Below are 18431 nucleotides of genomic sequence, written 5' to 3'. Positions count from 1 at the left end.
AGACATTATGAGTAAGGTCCCAATGACTGTAGTTGGCGCTGATCAATTACGTAAAGAACTTGAATTGTTAAAGTTCGATCGTCGTCCAAAAATTACTGAAGCAATTGCTTCAGCACGCGAATTAGGCGATTTAAAAGAAAATGCTGAATATCATGCAGCCCGTGAAGATCAAGGAATTTGTGAAGCGCGTATTCGTGACATCGAAGGCAAGTTGTCTAACGCTCAAATTATTGACGTCACAAAGTTAGAAAATACCGGCCGAGTCATTTTCGGCACAACAGTGACTATTTTGAACATAGATACTGATGCTGAAGTGACGTATCGCATAGTCGGTGATGACGAAGCTGATATTAAGCAAAATTTAATTTCTGTTAATTCACCGATTGCACGTGGATTAATTGGCAAAAGTGAAGGCGATGAAGTATCAATCACCACTCCTGGTGGATTAACTGATTATGAAATCGTAAAGGTCCAATACCTTTAGGTTTGTTGAGAAAGAAGTGTGATAATTTTTTAACAGTCTGTTTTAGTTATTATATTAAACTAACTGCTTAGGCATTAATCATACTTTTATCTTCACCAAATACCGATATAAATGATCACTAGCCTGACATAGCACTAAATAGAATACTGTTTAGTGCTTTTTTATATCCATTACAGACCTAGTGCATGTGCTATCTATGATAAAAGATGTAAAAAAATTCATTTGCAGATTAAAGGTGCAATAGATACTATCGACGTAGTTTACATTTTTGTTACATTTTACCGTATGAGTAACAATATTATTTAATGCATTCGTTAAGAAATCGCTTTAAAACTAGTTTGTTAGATGACTATTATTAGATAGTATTTTTGATTATTTTAGTAGGCTATTTTTTGACATGTTAAGTTGAATTTTAAACATTGTGTTGCTTAGTTAATTAAGGTCATTATGACGTTTCCATGGGCTCGTATACTACTAATGCTGGTAATTGTGGGGTTGTGTTCAATCTTCCTCCTCAATAGCCGTATGTTAGTTTTAGCATCGATGCCTTTTGCTACGTCTACTTCTTGTTCATATAATGTGGATCTGCTGACAGATGATCGGATTTGTGAACAACCAATAAGTTCAGCCCCTCTTGATATCACCTTGGCGTCAGTAAAATCAGTAGACAGCTCAATAGACACACTAGTTAACAGTCGAGTAGATTCAAATCAACTAACTGCGTTAACCGATACGCTTATTGATGTTAATAGCACATTGTTGGGCTACGTTGGCGAACCTTCATCAACAAACCCTGTCTCCCAACGTTCTGTTTCTGAACACTCTAGTTCAAACGATATCCATTTTGTTCCTACTTATTCAGCGCGTTACCTCAGTATTGTTCAATATCAATCAGATGAATTAAAACCTAATTATTTGTTAGCTTATGAATTTGTTTCTCCGCCAGTACCGAGTTTAACCATAGGTTATCAAATTAACTTTAGTCCGCAATTGGACTGGGTATTATCAACAGCTTCAGCCCCTTCAAGACTTTCCGCTTGGAAAGAGTCTAATTTACTTTTCGTTCACGCTCACACCTGTTAACTACATTATATTGATTAAAAATGTCATTAGCCTTGCTAATGAGTTTTGCTGTGGGTAGATGAATTGGGTCAATACCTATCATCACTCACATACATTTTTATCGAGGTTTTACCCCGATGTAGTGAGATCAAGTGTTATGAAATCAAAATCGAATACCAAACCGTTAAATCAATATGCTCAGTGGAAATACTGGCTATTAATTTGCACACTAATCATCTTATTTATGAGTGCATTGCCATCTTGGTATGGTGAAGATCCTGCCGTACAACTTGCCGTTAAACCGACCCAATCATTAACAGTGGAACAAATCCACCATGTGTTACAACAAGCGGGCATAAACAGTAAGCGTATCGAGCAGCAACAAGATAATTTACTTGTGGTGTTAGATGATCCCGATATGCAAACCCAAGCTAAAAAGACCTTAGCACAACAGTTTGAACATCAGGCTCAAGTGACCTTAGCGTTAGCTCCAGCGGCCCCAGATTGGTTATTAAATTTAGGCGTTAAACCGATTAAACTTGGTTTAGATTTACGCGGTGGAGTGCAGTTTCTACTGGATGTGGATCTTGATTTAGTGTTTCAAAACCAAGCAGTATTAGTGAGTGATGCTGTAAAGCAATTTGTCAGAGAGCAGCATATCAGCGGTGTAATGGTGCGTTTTAGCACTGGAGCGGAACTGACGGTTAACAGCGCCAGTGATGATGCTCGTGGTCAAATAAGACAATTTATTGGTCAGCAGTACCCTCAATGGCAAGTCACAGGCCATCAACAAACATTGAGTATCAATCTTTCCCAAAGTGAACAGCTCAAATTAACCAACTTAACTGTACAGCAAAACTTGCAAATTATGCGCAGCCGTATTGAAGAACTTGGTATTACCGAAGCGCTAGTTCAGCGTCAAGGAGAGAACCGGATTAGGATTGAGTTACCAGGAGTGCAAGATCCTGCCACCGCTAAAAATGTTATCGGTGCAACCGCTAGTTTGGCATTTTATCCAGTGGTGCAAGCTGACTCTCTTTATGCTGTTGTGATGAATGATGAGCAGAATAAGCCTGTTTATGTGTCAAAAAAACCAGTACTTGGTGGCGATCACATTATTGATGCTCGAGCCACTACTGGCGATTTTGGTATGGCGAAAGTCAATATCAGTCTTGATGCGGCAGGTGGCAAGTTAATGTCAGATTTTTCACGCGATAATATCGGTAAACCTATGGCGACTGCTTATAGCGAATACAGCAGAGATCAGCAAGGTAAAGCCAAGCAAACCACTAAAATTATTAGCGTTGCAACCATTCAGAGTCAACTCGGTAACCGCTTTGAAATCACTGGAGCTGGCAGCCATCAAGAAGCGCAGCAATTAGCTTTGTTATTAAGAGCTGGCTCTATGACTGCACCAGTGACTATTGTTGAAGAACGCACTATTGGACCTAGTTTAGGGGCCGAGAATATTGTTAATGGTTTTGCTGCGCTCGCTTTAGGTTTGTCGGCAACATTACTGTTTATGGCTTGTTGGTATCGCCGTTTAGGCTGGGTCGCTAATGTGGCATTAATCGCCAATTTGGTCATGTTATTTGGATTGTTAGCACTCATTCCTGGTGCTGTATTGACCTTGCCTGGTATTGCGGGGTTAGTGCTTACTGTCGGTATGGCAGTCGATACTAACGTACTTATATTTGAACGGATAAAAGAAAAGCTTGCAGAAGGTCGTAGCTTTGCCAGTGCGATTGATGTGGGATTTGATAGTGCATTTTCAACTATTTTTGATGCTAACTTCACCACTATGATTACTGCCGTGGTGTTATTTTCAATTGGTAATGGTCCTATTCAAGGCTTCGCCTTGACCTTAGGTTTAGGATTATTAACCAGTATGTTTACTGGTATTTTTGCTTCGCGTGCATTAATCAACTTAGTTTATGGCCGTGACACTCGTCGCGCCATTAAGGTGTAACTCTATGAACTCAACTCAAACAAATTATTCAACAGACAAGCTGCAATACTTAACTAAGTGGCGTTACGCATCGAGTCTAATCTCGATTGCATTAATGCTGTTATCATTAACCGTTATAGGAGTAAAAGGGTTTAATTGGGGCTTAGATTTTACAGGCGGTGTGGTTACTGAAATTCAAGTGGACCATAGCATCACTGCCAGTGAGATACAGCCATTGATGACCGCCGCTTACAAACAAGATGTTAGTGTTATTTCAGCCAGTGAACCAGGCCGTTGGGTATTACGATATGCCAATATACCAGATGAGAATCAACGCCCAGAACTGGCTGAAGTATTAGCGCCATTAAATACGGATATCAACGTGTTAAACAGCAGTATCGTTGGGCCACAAGTGGGGCAAGAGTTGGTTGAGCAAGGTGGTTTAGCCTTACTCGTCGCTATGCTATGCATTATGGGGTATCTAAGCTTTCGCTTTGAATGGCGTTTAGCTTCAGGCGCTCTGTTTGCTTTGGTACATGATGTAGTGTTTGTGTTAGCTTTTTTCGCGTTAAGCCAAATGGAATTTAATTTAACTGTATTAGCCGCGATAATGGCAATTTTAGGGTATTCGCTCAATGACTCAATTATTATTGCTGACAGGATCCGGGAGCAGTTAGTGGCTAAACCACAGTGGAATATAACTAACATTAACAATTTAGCGATTAAATCAACTTTTTCCAGAACCATGGTCACATCAGGCACTACGTTAATAACAGTTGTGGCTTTATGGATTTTGGGTGGGGCACCGCTTGAAGGTTTTTCTATTGCGATGTTTATTGGTATTTTAACCGGTACTTGGTCATCGATTTCAATTGGAGCTACCTTGCCAGAGTTTCTAGGCTTAAAGGCTGAGCATTATCAAGTTATCCCAATACCTGATCATCCCTGATTAACGATAATTCATCTCTAATAAAAAAGCCGCTGAAATCAGCGGCTTTTTATAAAAGGGTGCGAAATTATTTGGCTTTAGGCAAAGCAATTTTCATTTCAGCCGAATGACGGAAAATAACTAACACATGACCGATAAGTTGCACTTTCGTAGACTGGGTTTCACGTACAATGGCGTCAACGATGGCATTTTTTAGCTCTCTGTCTGCAGAGGCTACTTTCACTTTAATCAATTCATGATGTGTAAGAGCGCTATCAATTTCAGCCAGAACACCTTCAGTTAGTCCGTTGCCACCAAGCAGCACCACTGGTTTTAGACTGTGCGCCAGACCTTTTAAATGCTGTTTTTGTTTGGTTGTTAAGTTCATTTGTACCAACTTTTGCTGAGTTACTGTTGAAAAACGGGTATTCTACCCTTATATAGAGCTTATGTAACTCTGAATCGTTGCGGAATTTAAATGACAACAAAAAAACGTACGGCGAGTTCAACTCGCTGGATGCAAGAACACTTTGATGATCACTATGTGAAATTAGCCCAGAAACGTGGCTTACGTTCACGAGCAGCATTCAAGTTAGAAGAGATCCAAGAAAAAGATCACTTAATAAAACAGGGAATGACAGTAGTTGACTTGGGGGCAGCACCGGGTGGTTGGTCACAAGTGGCTGCTAAACTTACTGGCGACAAAGGTAAAGTGATTGCTTGTGACATTTTACCGATGGATCCAATTGTTGGCGTTGATTTTCTTCAAGGTGATTTTAGAGAGGATAAAGTGCTGCAGGCATTGCTTGAGCGAGTAGGTCAAGATAAAGTGGATGTGGTACTATCAGATATGGCTCCGAACATGAGTGGTTCGGGTGCTGTTGATCAGCCAAGGGCTATGTATTTAGTTGAATTAGCGCTAGATATGTGTCACCAAGTGTTGACGCCTAACGGCTGTTTTGCTGTTAAAGTCTTTCAGGGGGAGGGCTTTGACGACTACATAAAAACAGTCAAACAGGCATTCAAAGTAGTAAAAACCCGTAAACCAGACTCCTCTAGAGCGCGCTCTCGAGAAGTCTATCTAGTGGCGACTGGTTACAAGTTGTAGTAGTCTAAAGTTAATAATCGCAGGACTGTTTAAGAGGTCGAGTAATTTGAGTGACATGGCTAAAAATTTAATACTCTGGGTTGTCATCGCTGTTGTGCTGATGTCAGTGTTCCAGGGTTATTCCCCCTCTTCTTCGAATTCGCAGAAGATGGATTATTCCGCCTTTTTGGACAATGTTCGAAATGGTCAAGTTAACAAGGTCGAAATAAAAAGCGACCAACGAACTATTGAAGGAACTAAACGTACCGGCGAGAAGTTCACCACCATCATGCCTATGTATGATCAAGACTTAATCAATGATCTTCAAACTAAAGGTATTGACTATAAAGGCCAAGAAGCTGAAGAATCTGGTTTTTTAACTCAAATCTTTATTTCATGGTTCCCAATGTTACTGCTGATTGGAGTATGGATATTCTTCATGCGTCAAATGCAAGGTGGTGGCGGTAAGGGCGCAATGTCATTTGGTAAGAGTAAAGCCAAATTGATGAGCGAAGACCAAATTAAGACCACTTTTGCAGATGTCGCTGGTTGTGATGAAGCAAAAGAAGAAGTAAAAGAACTGGTTGATTATTTGCGTGACCCGACTAAATTCCAAAAATTAGGCGGTCGTATTCCTACGGGTGTGTTGATGGTTGGACAGCCAGGTACAGGTAAAACCTTGCTAGCGAAGGCTATTGCTGGTGAATCTAAGGTGCCATTCTTTACCATTTCAGGTTCTGATTTTGTGGAAATGTTTGTCGGTGTTGGTGCATCTCGTGTGCGTGACATGTTTGAACAAGCTAAAAAATCTTCTCCTTGTATCATCTTTATCGATGAAATTGATGCTGTAGGTCGCCAACGTGGCGCAGGTGTCGGTGGTGGTCACGATGAACGTGAGCAAACATTAAACCAGTTATTGGTTGAGATGGATGGTTTCGAAGGTAATGAAGGCGTTATTGTCATTGCGGCAACTAACCGTCCAGACGTACTCGATTCTGCACTACTTCGCCCAGGTCGATTTGACCGCCAAGTCGTTGTCGGTTTACCAGATGTGCGTGGTCGTGAACAAATCCTTAAAGTACACATGCGTAAAGTGCCTTTATCAGACGATGTTAAAGCAAGTGTTATTGCTCGTGGTACCCCAGGGTTTTCTGGTGCAGACTTAGCAAACCTTGTTAACGAAGCTGCGTTGTTTGCTGCTCGTGGTAATCGTCGTGTAGTCGGTATGGAAGAGTTTGAACGTGCTAAAGACAAAATCATGATGGGTGCTGAGCGCCGTTCTATGGTGATGTCTGAAGAAGACAAAGAGATGACGGCTTATCATGAAGCCGGACATGCTATTGTTGGTTGCTTAGTGCCAGAGCATGACCCTGTACATAAAGTGACAATTATTCCGCGCGGTCGTGCTTTAGGTGTGACGTTCTTCTTACCAGAAGCTGATGCCGTGAGTCAAAGCCGTCGCAAATTGGAATCACAGATTTCAGTTGCTTACGGTGGACGTTTAGCCGAAGAGCTTATTTACGGAAGTGAACGAGTCTCTACAGGGGCTTCACAAGACATTAAATACGCGACATCGATTGCACGTAACATGGTTACGCAATGGGGCTTCTCTGACAAATTGGGTCCTTTACTCTATGCCGAAGAAGAAAACGAAGTTTTCTTAGGTCGCAGTATGGGTAAATCAAAGGCTATGTCAGGTGATACTGCGTCGTTAATTGATTCAGAAATCAAAATGTTTATCGATAAAAACTATCAACGTGCACAAACCATGTTGACAGAAAATATGGATATTTTACATGCGATGAAAGATGCACTGATGAAGTATGAAACGATTGATTCGTTACAAATTGATGATTTAATGCACCGCCGTGAAGTGCGTATGCCTGCTGAATGGCAAAAAGATGAATCATCTGACGATAAAGATAATGGCAATAGCACGCCTAAATCTGAAGTTGAAACGCCAGTTGATGAAGCTAAAACCGACACTAAAGTCGATAATAAAGCCGATACTAATGATGCGGATGAATCTCCAGCTAAATAAATAATTTAGTGAATAAAGAAGACCCCGAAAGGGGTTTTCTTGTTTTTAATCTACTGTAGGAAAATACCATTGTTTCAATTAACTCATGCCAATAAAACGCTCGACTTATCAGCCCCTGTTGTGATGGGAATTGTAAACGTGACACCTGATTCTTTTTCTGATGGTGGCGAATACATCGATTTCGAACAAGCTTGCCAACATGTTGATTATATGGTCGAACAAGGTGCATTAATTATTGATGTCGGTGGTGAGTCAACTCGCCCAGGGGCTGCAGAAGTCTCTGTTGAGCAGGAGCTTGCTCGGGTTATTCCTATTATCGAATATACCGCTAAAACACACGACGTATGGATTTCAATCGATACCAGCAAACCTGAAGTGATGGAACAAGCTGTCAATGCTGGAGCTAATTTGATTAATGATGTGCGTGCCCTACAAATGCCAGGAGCTTTAGCGATGGCTGCGACGTTAGATGTGCCGATTTGCTTGATGCACATGCAAGGCGAGCCCAAAACTATGCAAGATGAACCTGAGTATCAAGATGTGATTGATGAGGTGGCTGCTTTCTTTGAATTGCGTATTGCATACTGCGAAGCCGCCGGAGTTGAGCGCGAACGCTTAATTCTTGATCCAGGTTTTGGCTTTGGCAAAACTTTAGCGCATAATTACCGCCTATTAGCGGCGTTACCCAAATTACATGAATTTCACTTACCTTTATTGGTCGGTTTATCACGTAAAAGCATGATTGGTGACCTGTTAGTACGCGAAACAGATCAGCGTCTTGCGGGGAGTCTCGCTGGGGCATTGATTGCTGCTCAGCAAGGTGCACATATTATTCGAGTCCATGATGTACCCGAAACTGTCGATGTACTCAAAGTGATGTCAGAAACAATGGCCTACTTGTAGTGACAGCGGCACCATAACGTTATAAGTACAGTGAAATCACTTAAGAAGGGACCTGTGAAACAAAGAAAATTTTTTGGAACCGATGGTATTCGCGGCAGAGTAGGGGCGGGTAAAATGACCCCTGAACTAGCATTGAAGCTCGGTTGGGCGGCAGGACGAGTATTGTCTCGAAATGGCACTCAAAAAGTGATTATTGGTAAGGATACCCGTATTTCAGGTTACCTATTTGAATCGGCATTAGAAGCGGGATTATCAGCTGCTGGATTAAACGTTTTATTACTTGGCCCAATGCCGACCCCTGCTGTTGCTTATTTAACTCGTACATTTCGTGCAGAAGCTGGTGTGGTAATTAGTGCTTCGCATAATCCTTACTATGACAACGGTATCAAATTCTTCTCTACCGATGGCAGTAAGCTTGATGATGCTATTGAATTAGAAATTGAGGCTGAACTTGAAAAGCCGTTAGTGTGTGTTGAGTCGCACTTATTAGGCAAGGCTCGTCGAATTGAAGATGCTGCAGGACGTTACATCGAATATTGCAAAGGGAATTTTCCTGCCGACCAAACTCTCGAAGGTTTAAAAATTGTTGTCGATTGTGCTCATGGCGCAACGTATCATATAGCTCCTAATGTGTTCCGTGAATTGGGTGCTGACGTGATTGCGATTGGAGATAAACCCGACGGGCTCAATATCAATGATAAAGTCGGCGCAACATCAATGGCTAAGATTTGTGAGACTGTATTGGCTGAAAAAGCTGATTTAGGGATTGCACTCGATGGTGACGGCGATCGTATTATGATGGTTAATCGCCATGGTGAAGTAGTCGATGGTGATCAGATCCTGTATATTTTAGCGGTAGATGCTCAAAAGCGTGGTATTTTAAAAGGCGGAGTAGTCGGCACGTTAATGTCTAATTTAGGCTTAGACTTAGCACTGCAAGCACTTGATATTCCTTTTGTTCGCTCTAAAGTTGGTGACAGGTATGTCATGGAGATGCTGAGGGAGAATGAATGGCGTATAGGTGGTGAAAACTCTGGTCATATTCTCAACCTAGATCATGGTACTACCGGTGATGGTATTGTTGCAGGTATTTTAGTGTTAGCAGCGATGCGTCGTCAAAATGCATCTCTTGAACAATTAACCGAGCCAATGAAGATGTTGCCTCAAGTATTGGTTAATGTCCGCTTTGAAGGGGACTCTAATCCGTTAGATACCGATGCGGTGAAATCTGCGCAAGCTGATGTTGAGTTGCAATTAGGTGCTCGCGGACGCGTTTTATTAAGAAAATCGGGTACCGAACCGTTAATCAGAGTGATGGTTGAAGGTGATGATCATCCGCAAGTGCTTGCACATGCAAATCGTATTGCTGACGCGGTAAAGGCAGCATGTTAATCATTTGAATATTCAGATATGTTGTTGCTCGCTTAAAAAGTAGACGCTTCGACACTTTATGTGAAATATTCCCCTTTTAGCTCTTGTAACTTGATAAGTGGTTCGCTATTATTCACGCCGCTTTCAGAGGAGACAGTGAATGGCACTCAGACGTCCTATGGTCGCTGGCAACTGGAAAATGAATGGTAATTCAGCACTAGCAGAAGAACTATTTAAGAAGTTTGCTACAAAGCTCCAAAATGATTCCGCTGAAGTGGTTTTATGCCCGCCTTCAATTTATCTTGAAAGTGTTAGGCAGCTGCTTGAAGCCAATAAGCAAACCTTAGACGGTGCGCTTGTTAGAATGGGTGCACAAAATCTTAGTCAACATGATTTTGGTGCATATACCGGCGAAATATCCGGGCAGATGCTAAAAGATTCTGGATGTCGATATGTTATTATCGGCCATTCCGAACGTCGCCGTATGTACGGAGAGACGAGTAATATCGTGGCAGAGAAGTTTGCCGCAGCACAAAAATATGGTCTGACACCGATTTTATGCGTAGGTGAATCAGGACCAGCTCGTGAAGCAAGACGTACCTTTGAGGTGATTGCGGAAGAGCTTGATATAGTAATTGAAAAAAACGGTACCATGGCTTTTGATAACGCAATTATCGCCTACGAACCTTTATGGGCTGTAGGGACAGGTAAAAGCGCAACACCAGAGCAGGCACAAGAAGTACATGCGTTTATTCGCAGTCGCCTCTCTGAAGTGTCTCCCTTTATTGGTGAGAATATCAGAATTCTATACGGTGGTAGCGTCACCCCAAGCAATGCGGCAGATATCTTTGCCCAGCCTGATGTTGATGGTGGTCTGATTGGCGGTGCAAGTTTGAACTCAAGTGAGTTTTTAAGTTTATGTACCATAGCAATGAGCGCGTAATTATATGTACGAAGTTCTGATAGTTGTATACTTGGTGGTAGCGTTAGGCCTTATAGGCTTAATTTTAATTCAACAAGGAAAGGGTGCCGATATGGGCGCATCTTTCGGAGCCGGTGCCTCAGGCACTCTATTTGGCTCAAGTGGTTCAGGTAACTTCCTGACTCGCAGTACTGCAGTATTAGCCATTGGCTTTTTTGCATTAAGTTTAGTGATTGGTAATTTAAGCGCTAATCACACTGAGCAAAATGATCAGTGGAAAGATTTAGGTCCAGCAGCAGAGCAAATCATTGATGATGCGCCTGTTCAGACCGAACAGTCAGAAACGAAAATTCCTGACTAGTATACCAGGTGTCGCCGAGGTGGTGGAATTGGTAGACGCGCAGCCTTGAGGTGGCTGTGTCTTAACGGACGTGCGGGTTCAAGTCCCGCTCTCGGCACCAGATTTAAACTAACAAATCATGGATTGAGTTTGATTAGTTATTGCAAGATATAGTGTAAATCAATATACTTGCATCAGTTGACGCGGGGTGGAGCAGTTGGTAGCTCGTCGGGCTCATAACCCGAAGGTCGTCGGTTCAAATCCGGCCCCCGCAACCAGCTCCTTGTGATTTAGTTTCGTAAGAAAATAAATCACAATTTACAGGTTTTATAATAAAATAACCTCGTGATTACGGGGTTTTTTGTTATATGAACTTTTAAATATCCGTGTCAGATGCGGGTTGCAATGGGGCTATTAGCCCTTTTTTTGTTTTTTTGGGGGTCATTTTTGGCAACAATAGAATCCAAGCTAGTTGAAATGTTAACAGTACCTGTTGAAGCTCTAGGCTTTAAACTATGGGGCATTGAGTATATTCAAGCTGGTCGTCACTCAATTCTTCGTGTGTTTATTGATCACGAGAATGGCATCAATATTGAAGATTGTGCAGAAGCCAGTCGTCAAGTTAGCGCAGTTATGGATGTTGAAGACCCTATTTCTACAGAATACACATTAGAAGTATCTTCACCTGGCGTAGATAGACCGTTATTTACTGCCGAGCAATATAGAGCTTATATAGGTGAAGAAACAAAAGTACAATTGACTATGCCTGTTGCCGGTAGTCGTAATTTAAAAGGCGTCATCAGTAGTGTTGATGGGCAAATGCTCACTATCACCGTTGATGGTAAAGACTTGATTGTTGCTTTGGATAATATCCGTAAAGGCAACGTTATAGCTAAGTTTTGATAGTTTCAGGTGAAGAACGAGGCAAGACCAAATGAATAAAGAGATCCTGCTAGTCGCAGAAGCGGTTTCCAATGAGAAAGGCCTTCCGCGCGAGAAAATTTTCGAAGCGCTAGAAATTGCACTGGCTACCGCAACAAAGAAAAAATATGAAGGCGATATTGAAGTTCGCGTAGCTATTGATCGTAAAACAGGCCATTACGACACTTTCCGTCGTTGGATGGTGGTTGACGATCAAGGTGAAGCTCTGGAAAACCCATACAGCGAAATTACGTTTGAAGCCGCTCGTTATGAAGAACCAGAGATTCAAGTGGGTGAGTTTATTGAAGATCAAATCGACTCCGTTGCATTTGACCGTATCACCACGCAAACCGCGAAACAAGTTATCGTACAGAAAGTACGTGAAGCTGAACGTGCACAAATTGTTGAACAATTTATTGAACGTGAAGGTGAGATTGTTACTGGTGTTGTTAAGAAAAGCACCCGTGAAAGCGTAGTTGTTGATTTAGGTAACAATGCTGATGGCGTGTTATTTAAAGAAGACTTAATCAGCCGTGAATCTTTCCGTCCTGGTGACCGTGTGCGTGCATTATTGTACTCAGTACGTCCAGAGGCGCGTGGCGCGCAGTTATTTTTAACTCGCAGTAAAGCTGAAATGTTGATTGAACTGTTTCGGGTTGAAGTGCCAGAAATTTACGACGAATTGATTGAAGTAATGGGTGCAGCTCGTGATCCAGGTGCTCGCGCTAAAATTGCCGTGAAATCAAATGATCGTCGCATTGACCCTATTGGTGCATGTGTTGGTATGCGTGGCGCACGTGTACAAGCCGTATCAAACGAATTAGGTGGCGAGCGCGTAGATATCGTGTTGTGGGATGATAATCCTGCACAATATGTGATTAATGCCATGGCGCCAGCTGATGTTGCATCTATCATTGTGGATGAAGACAACCACTCGATGGATATTGCTGTAGAAGCTGACAGTTTGGCACAGGCTATTGGTCGTAATGGCCAAAACGTACGTTTAGCGACTCAACTTACTGGTTGGGAACTAAACGTAATGACAGTTGAAGACATGAACAAAAAACACCAAGCCGAAAGTGCAAAAGTGATTGATTTGTTTGTGGCTTATCTAGATGTAGATAAAGATTTTGCAGCCGTATTGGCTGATGAGGGATTCACTTCGCTAGAAGAGATTGCTTATGTCCCAGAATCTGAACTATTGGCAGTAGAAGGTTTCGACGAAGGAATCGTTGAAGCATTACGTGAACGTGCAAAGGCGGCAATCTCTACAAGAGCATTAGCGTCGGAAGAAGCGTTAGATGGTGCAGAGCCAAGTGATGATTTACTAGCATTGGAAGGATTAGAAAGACATTTAGCTTATGTTCTTGCGAGCAAAGGCGTAGTGACTTTAGAAGACTTGGCCGAGCAAGGTATTGACGATTTAATTGATATTGAAGAATTAACAGAAGAAAAAGCAGGCGAGCTCATCATGGCTGCCCGCAATATCTGTTGGTTTGGCGAAGAAGCATAAGTCGATCAACAGGGGGATCTAATTGATGGCAGATACAAGCGTAGAAAAATTAGCAGCGGAAGTGGGAAAATCGGTTGATCGATTAATCGAGCAATTCTCACAAGCTGGTATGAACAAAAAACAACTCGATACTGTTTCAGAAAAAGAGAAGCAACAGCTTCTTGATTATCTAAAAAAACAGCATGGTGCAGATTCAGTTCCGACTAAAATGACATTGCAGCGTAAAACGGTGTCTACGTTAAGTGTTGCAAGCACTGGCGGTCAGTCGAAAGACGTGAAGGTAGAAGTTCGTAAAAAACGTACTTTTGTTAAGCGCGATGATGCAGAATTAGCAAAACAAGCTGAATTAGAAACTCAAGCTAAAGCCAAAGCAGAAGCTGAAGCCCAAGCAAAAGTGGAAGCTGAAGCAAAAGCAGCTGCAGAAGCGAAAGCTACTGCAGATGCGAAGAAAAAAGCGGAAGCAGAAGCCAAATTGAAATCAGAAAAAGTAAAGTCTGAACCTAAAGTAACTAAAGTTGCTGACCCAGAAACTGCAGCAGCAAAAGTTGAAGCAGATCGTTTAAAAGCGACTCAAGAAGCCGTGCTTACTCAAAAGCAAAAAGATGAAGCTGCTAAAGCCGCAGAAACTGCGCGTCAACTTGCTGAAGTAAACTCAAAGCGTTGGGCTGAAGAAGAGCGCCAACGTTTAGATGCAGAAAAGAATGGCGATCACCACATAACAACGTCTAAAGTTGCTCGTGCAGCAGAAGACAGTTCAGATGCTGATGATGAAAAACGTGGCCGTCGTGCGCGCAACAAAAACGCTAACAAAAAACGTGGCGGTAAAGATGCTCGTGACGGTCGTGAAAAACACATGCGTAACCGCAGTACAGCACCTGAATCTATGGCGCACGGTTTTAATAAACCTGCTGCAGCTGTTAGTCGTGATGTGCGTATCGGTGAAACTGTAACCGTATCTGAACTAGCGCATTTAATGGCAATCAAAGCCACTGTTATCATCAAGCAAATGATGAAAATGGGCACCATGGTAACGATTAACCAAGTACTTGACCAAGAAACAGCCCAAATGGTTGCTGAAGAATTAGGTCATAAAGTTGTACTTATTCGTGAAAACGAACTTGAGCATCAAGTATTAAAAGATCGTGATGATAATATCCAACTAGAGTCTCGTGCTCCGGTTGTGACTATCATGGGTCACGTTGACCATGGTAAAACGTCATTACTTGATTATATCCGTCGTGCGAAAGTTGCTGCTGGCGAAGCCGGTGGTATTACTCAGCATATTGGTGCATATCACGTTGAAACTGAAAACGGCATGATCACCTTCCTTGATACTCCTGGTCACGCGGCGTTTACGTCAATGCGTGCTCGTGGTGCTAAGGCGACTGATATTGTTATTTTGGTTGTTGCTGCCGATGATGGTGTAATGCCACAAACGATTGAAGCGATTCAACATGCTAAAGCGGGTAACGTACCGTTAATCGTAGCTGTTAACAAAATGGATAAGCCAGATGCTGATCCAGAGCGTGTTAAGAGCGAACTGTCTCAACATGGCATCATGTCAGATGATTGGGGCGGAGATAACATGTTCGTTCACGTATCAGCCAAAACTGGTATGGGCGTTGACGAATTGTTAGAAGGCATCTTGCTTCAATCTGAAGTTTTAGAACTTAAAGCAGTACGTGATGGTATGGCTGCTGGTGTTGTTATCGAATCGCAACTTGATAAAGGTCGTGGCCCTGTGGCAACTATCCTGGTTCAAGAAGGTACGTTACGCCAAGGTGATATCGTTTTATGTGGTCTTGAGTACGGTAAGATTCGTGCGATGAAAGACGAAAACGGTCATGCTATTACTGAAGCGGGTCCATCTATTCCAGTAGAGATTTTAGGTCTTTCTGGTGTGCCGTCTGCAGGTGATGAAGCGACAGTGGTACGTGATGAACGTAAAGCTCGTGAAGTTGCATTGTATCGTCAAGGCAAGTTCCGTGATGTTAAGTTAGCGCGTCAGCAAAAGTCTAAGCTAGAAAACATGTTTGCGAACATGGAAGAAGGCGAAGTACAAGAGTTGAACATCGTACTTAAAGCGGATGTTCAAGGTTCTCTTGAAGCGATTTGTGAATCTTTAGCTAAACTGTCTACAGATGAAGTTAAAGTGAATATTATTGCTCGCGGTGTAGGTGCATTAACCGAAACCGACGCAACATTAGCCGCTGCTTCAAATGCGATTCTTGTTGGTTTCAATGTCCGTGCTGATGCACAGGCTCGTAAGACCATTGATTCAGAAAGTGTTGATTTACGTTATTACAGCATCATCTACAACTTAATTGATGAAGTTCGTGCCGCAATGACAGGTATGCTAGCGCCTGAATTTAGACAAGAAATTATCGGTCTTGCAGAAGTTCGTGACGTATTTAAGTCTCCTAAAATTGGCGCTATCGCTGGTTGTATGGTTACCGAAGGTATCGTTAAACGTAGCGCACCAATTCGTGTTCTACGTGATAACGTGGTTATCTTCGAAGGTGAACTTGAATCATTACGCCGCTTTAAAGACGATGCACCAGAAGTCCGTAATGGGATGGAATGTGGTATCGGTGTGAAGAACTATAATGACGTTCGTGTAGGAGACCAAATTGAGGTCTTCGAAACAGTCGAAATAGCTCGCACCTTATAAGTACCAATGGAAGGGCGGCTTTAGCCGCCCTTTTTGATTGTAGACCTAACGATATGGCATATCATCATGGCAAAAGAATTTAGTCGTACACGCCGTATTGCACAACAACTCCAGCAAGAACTTGCAATGGTGTTGCAACGCGATATGAAAGATCCTCGCATTGGTTTTGTCACAGTAAATGACGTCGACGTCTCTCGTGATTTAAGTTATGCAAAAGTTTATGTGACCTTTTTTGAAGAAGATACTGAACTTGTTCAACAAAAAATTGATGCGCTTACTGTAGCTGCACCTTATGTCCGTACTTTAGTCGCTGGCCGCATGAAATTACGCGTCATGCCTGAATTACGTTTTATTTATGATAGTTCGCTAGTAGAAGGCATGCGTATGTCTAACCTAGTGACACAAGTCATTAATAAAGATAAAGCCAAACAGCAGCAATTTACGCCTGATACACCTGATAACAGCGAGTCTGTTGACGGTGAAAAGGAGCAAGATTAATGGCTCGTCGCCCTAAAGGTCGCTTCATCGACGGAATCGTATTACTCGATAAAGATACTGGCATGAGCTCTAATTTTGCCCTGCAAAGAGTAAAGCGTTTTTTTAATGCCAATAAAGCTGGCCATACAGGTGCTTTAGACCCGTTAGCAACAGGTATGTTGCCTATTTGCCTGGGAGAAGCGACTAAGTTCTCTCAGCATTTATTAGATTCGGATAAGCGCTACCTGGTGACAGCTAAATTGGGTCAACGTACTGACACAAGTGATTCAGATGGGGAAGTCGTGCAAACGCGCCCTGTTAACGTTACTCAAGCATTACTTGATGAAAAGCTCGCATTTTTTCGAGGAACCACTCAGCAAATACCGTCAATGTATTCGGCATTAAAATACCAAGGTCAGCCTTTGTATAAATATGCTCGTGAGGGGATTGAAGTTCCACGTGAGTCGCGACCTATTACCGTGTTTGAGCTAAATTTTATTAAGCTTGAAGGTGATGAATTAACCTTAGACATTCATTGTTCTAAAGGGACTTACATTCGCACCATTATTGATGATTTAGGTGAAATGCTTGGTTGTGGAGCACATGTGGTTATGTTGCGTCGTACTCAAGTCGCCGAATATCCTTATGAAAAAATGGTAACGCTTGCCCAATTAGAAGCGCTACTTGAACAAGCTCATAGACAAGATGTTGCTCCTCAGACCCTAATGGATCCGTTATTGTTACCAATGGATACTGCAGTGGCTAAATTTGCTGAAATTAACTTGCCTGAGGCGATGCTATATTACGTCATGCAAGGGCAAGCAATTCAAGCAGCGGGACTTAAGCCTGATGAATTAGTGCGGATCACTATTGGCGATGAACGCCGATTTGTTGGTATGGGTATCATGAATGATGATGGTTTATTAGCACCCAAACGTTTAATTGTGATCCACGATAATGATGCCGCTGAGTAGTCTGTTTACTTAGTCATTCACTTTTTCAGATAAATAATCGAATTTTATTGCGGTTAGCCAGCAATCTGGTTAGAATGTCGCGCTCACTCTGGCTGAGTTAGTGATCGGCTTGAGATACATTTACTTTTTTTGGAGATACACATGTCACTAAGTGCTGAAACAAAAGCAAAAATTTTGGCTGATTTTGGTCGCTGCGAAAACGATACAGGTTCAACTGAAGTTCAAGTAGCTTTGTTAACTGCTCAAATCAACCACCTTCAAGGTCACTTTAAAGAGCACATCCATGATCACCACTCTCGTCGTGGTTTATTACGTATGGTTAGTGCACGCCGTAAGCTTTCTGCTTACTTAAAGCGTACAGACGTAGCTCGTTATACTGCTATGATCCAGAAGTTAGGTTTACGTCGTTAATTCGACATTCTGCTTACTTTTGTAAGTAGTTTAACCGTAAAGAGGGAGGCCATAAGCCTCCTTTTTTTATTGCCTAAAATAATCAAATCGCCTCAGAATTGTGCAAAACAAGTACCCACTAGTTGTCTTGGCGTTATCTACCCAATCTACAGCAATAGCATCTTGGTATTATATCTACGGGCTATTTTAATGGTCAAATATTCTATGTAAGTTGTTTTAGAATCGTCTTCTGGACGAAAATCGCTGTTTTCCCCTTGCATTGCCGACACTCGCTAAAAACTTTTTCTGCTAGTTAATTCCATCGATATTAACCTTTTAATTGGTTATGGCTAATTTTTAGATCGTTCTTTCATCGTCATCAACGTTACGCTAAGTTTT

17 protein-coding genes and 2 tRNA genes are annotated in these 18431 nt (G+C 42.1%); 18 read left to right on the top strand and 1 reads right to left on the bottom strand.

Going from position 1 to position 18431, the window contains the following annotated elements:
- Nucleotides 1-7 precede the first annotated feature (7 nt).
- The 4 genes from greA (at nt 8) to secF (ending at nt 4443) form a co-directional block, all read left to right on the top strand.
- Nucleotides 8-484, top strand: coding sequence for a transcription elongation factor GreA (gene greA / locus EGC86_RS08045; protein ID WP_011636451.1), 477 nt, complete (start codon nt 8-10; stop codon nt 482-484).
- A 447-nt stretch (nt 485-931) separates the two neighbouring features.
- Nucleotides 932-1567, top strand: a complete 636-nt coding sequence (locus EGC86_RS08040) for a hypothetical protein (protein ID WP_011636452.1) — start codon at nt 932-934, stop codon at nt 1565-1567.
- 136 nt (nt 1568-1703) lie between these two features.
- Nucleotides 1704-3515, top strand: coding sequence for a protein translocase subunit SecD (secD, locus tag EGC86_RS08035; protein ID WP_123777177.1), 1812 nt, complete (start codon nt 1704-1706; stop codon nt 3513-3515).
- A 4-nt stretch (nt 3516-3519) separates the two neighbouring features.
- Nucleotides 3520-4443, top strand: coding sequence for a protein translocase subunit SecF (secF, locus tag EGC86_RS08030; RefSeq protein WP_123777176.1), 924 nt, complete (start codon nt 3520-3522; stop codon nt 4441-4443).
- Nucleotides 4444-4510: 67 nt separating this feature from the next.
- Here the strand turns inward: secF and yhbY are convergent, their stop codons facing one another.
- Complete coding sequence (gene yhbY / locus EGC86_RS08025; protein WP_011636455.1) at nt 4511-4810, bottom strand: ribosome assembly RNA-binding protein YhbY; 300 nt, start codon at nt 4808-4810, stop codon at nt 4511-4513.
- A 90-nt stretch (nt 4811-4900) separates the two neighbouring features.
- Here yhbY and rlmE point away from each other — a divergent pair, with 90 nt between their 5' ends.
- The 14 genes from rlmE to rpsO all read left to right on the top strand — a co-directional run bounded on the left by rlmE (nt 4901) and on the right by rpsO (nt 18053).
- A complete protein-coding gene (gene rlmE / locus EGC86_RS08020; RefSeq protein ID WP_011636456.1) occupies nt 4901-5530 on the top strand; it encodes a 23S rRNA (uridine(2552)-2'-O)-methyltransferase RlmE in 630 nt (209 codons plus the stop codon).
- Between the two features lie 46 nt (nt 5531-5576).
- On the top strand, nt 5577-7550 hold the full coding sequence (gene ftsH, locus EGC86_RS08015) for an ATP-dependent zinc metalloprotease FtsH (RefSeq protein ID WP_123777175.1): 1974 nt from the start codon (nt 5577-5579) through the stop codon (nt 7548-7550).
- Between the two features lie 123 nt (nt 7551-7673).
- Complete coding sequence (folP, locus tag EGC86_RS08010; RefSeq protein WP_425376024.1) at nt 7674-8453, top strand: dihydropteroate synthase; 780 nt, start codon at nt 7674-7676, stop codon at nt 8451-8453.
- A gap of 54 nt (nt 8454-8507) precedes the next feature.
- Nucleotides 8508-9845, top strand: a complete 1338-nt coding sequence (gene glmM, locus EGC86_RS08005; RefSeq protein WP_011636459.1) for a phosphoglucosamine mutase — start codon at nt 8508-8510, stop codon at nt 9843-9845.
- A 139-nt stretch (nt 9846-9984) separates the two neighbouring features.
- The gene (tpiA, locus tag EGC86_RS08000; protein WP_011636460.1) at nt 9985-10767 is read left to right on the top strand and encodes a triose-phosphate isomerase; all 783 of its coding nucleotides are present in this window, start codon (nt 9985-9987) and stop codon (nt 10765-10767) included.
- A 4-nt stretch (nt 10768-10771) separates the two neighbouring features.
- Nucleotides 10772-11107, top strand: coding sequence for a preprotein translocase subunit SecG (secG, locus tag EGC86_RS07995; RefSeq protein WP_059746473.1), 336 nt, complete (start codon nt 10772-10774; stop codon nt 11105-11107).
- Nucleotides 11108-11120: 13 nt separating this feature from the next.
- Nucleotides 11121-11207 (top strand) — tRNA-Leu (locus EGC86_RS07990).
- An 81-nt stretch (nt 11208-11288) separates the two neighbouring features.
- Nucleotides 11289-11364: transfer RNA gene (locus EGC86_RS07985), tRNA-Met, on the top strand.
- A gap of 169 nt (nt 11365-11533) precedes the next feature.
- Nucleotides 11534-11989 carry a ribosome maturation factor RimP gene (rimP, locus tag EGC86_RS07980; RefSeq protein ID WP_041413431.1) on the top strand — a complete coding sequence of 152 codons (456 nt, stop codon included), beginning with the start codon at nt 11534-11536 and terminating at the stop codon, nt 11987-11989.
- Between the two features lie 31 nt (nt 11990-12020).
- Complete coding sequence (nusA, locus tag EGC86_RS07975; RefSeq protein ID WP_011636463.1) at nt 12021-13520, top strand: transcription termination factor NusA; 1500 nt, start codon at nt 12021-12023, stop codon at nt 13518-13520.
- 25 nt (nt 13521-13545) lie between these two features.
- Nucleotides 13546-16191 carry a translation initiation factor IF-2 gene (infB, locus tag EGC86_RS07970; protein WP_011636464.1) on the top strand — a complete coding sequence of 882 codons (2646 nt, stop codon included), beginning with the start codon at nt 13546-13548 and terminating at the stop codon, nt 16189-16191.
- Between the two features lie 66 nt (nt 16192-16257).
- A complete protein-coding gene (gene rbfA, locus EGC86_RS07965) occupies nt 16258-16689 on the top strand; it encodes a 30S ribosome-binding factor RbfA (protein WP_011636465.1) in 432 nt (143 codons plus the stop codon).
- Nucleotides 16689-17642, top strand: a complete 954-nt coding sequence (truB, locus tag EGC86_RS07960; protein ID WP_011636466.1) for a tRNA pseudouridine(55) synthase TruB — start codon at nt 16689-16691, stop codon at nt 17640-17642. Before rbfA ends, truB begins: the two co-directional genes overlap by 1 nt.
- A gap of 141 nt (nt 17643-17783) precedes the next feature.
- The gene (gene rpsO / locus EGC86_RS07955) at nt 17784-18053 is read left to right on the top strand and encodes a 30S ribosomal protein S15 (protein WP_011636467.1); all 270 of its coding nucleotides are present in this window, start codon (nt 17784-17786) and stop codon (nt 18051-18053) included.
- The last annotated feature ends 378 nt before the right edge of the window (nt 18054-18431 follow it).

The organism is Shewanella frigidimarina (assembly GCF_003797125.1).
GTDB lineage: Bacteria > Pseudomonadota > Gammaproteobacteria > Enterobacterales > Shewanellaceae > Shewanella > Shewanella frigidimarina.
The sequence above is the reverse complement of the archived record's forward strand: the minus strand, read 5'-3'. Positions and strand labels throughout refer to the sequence as shown.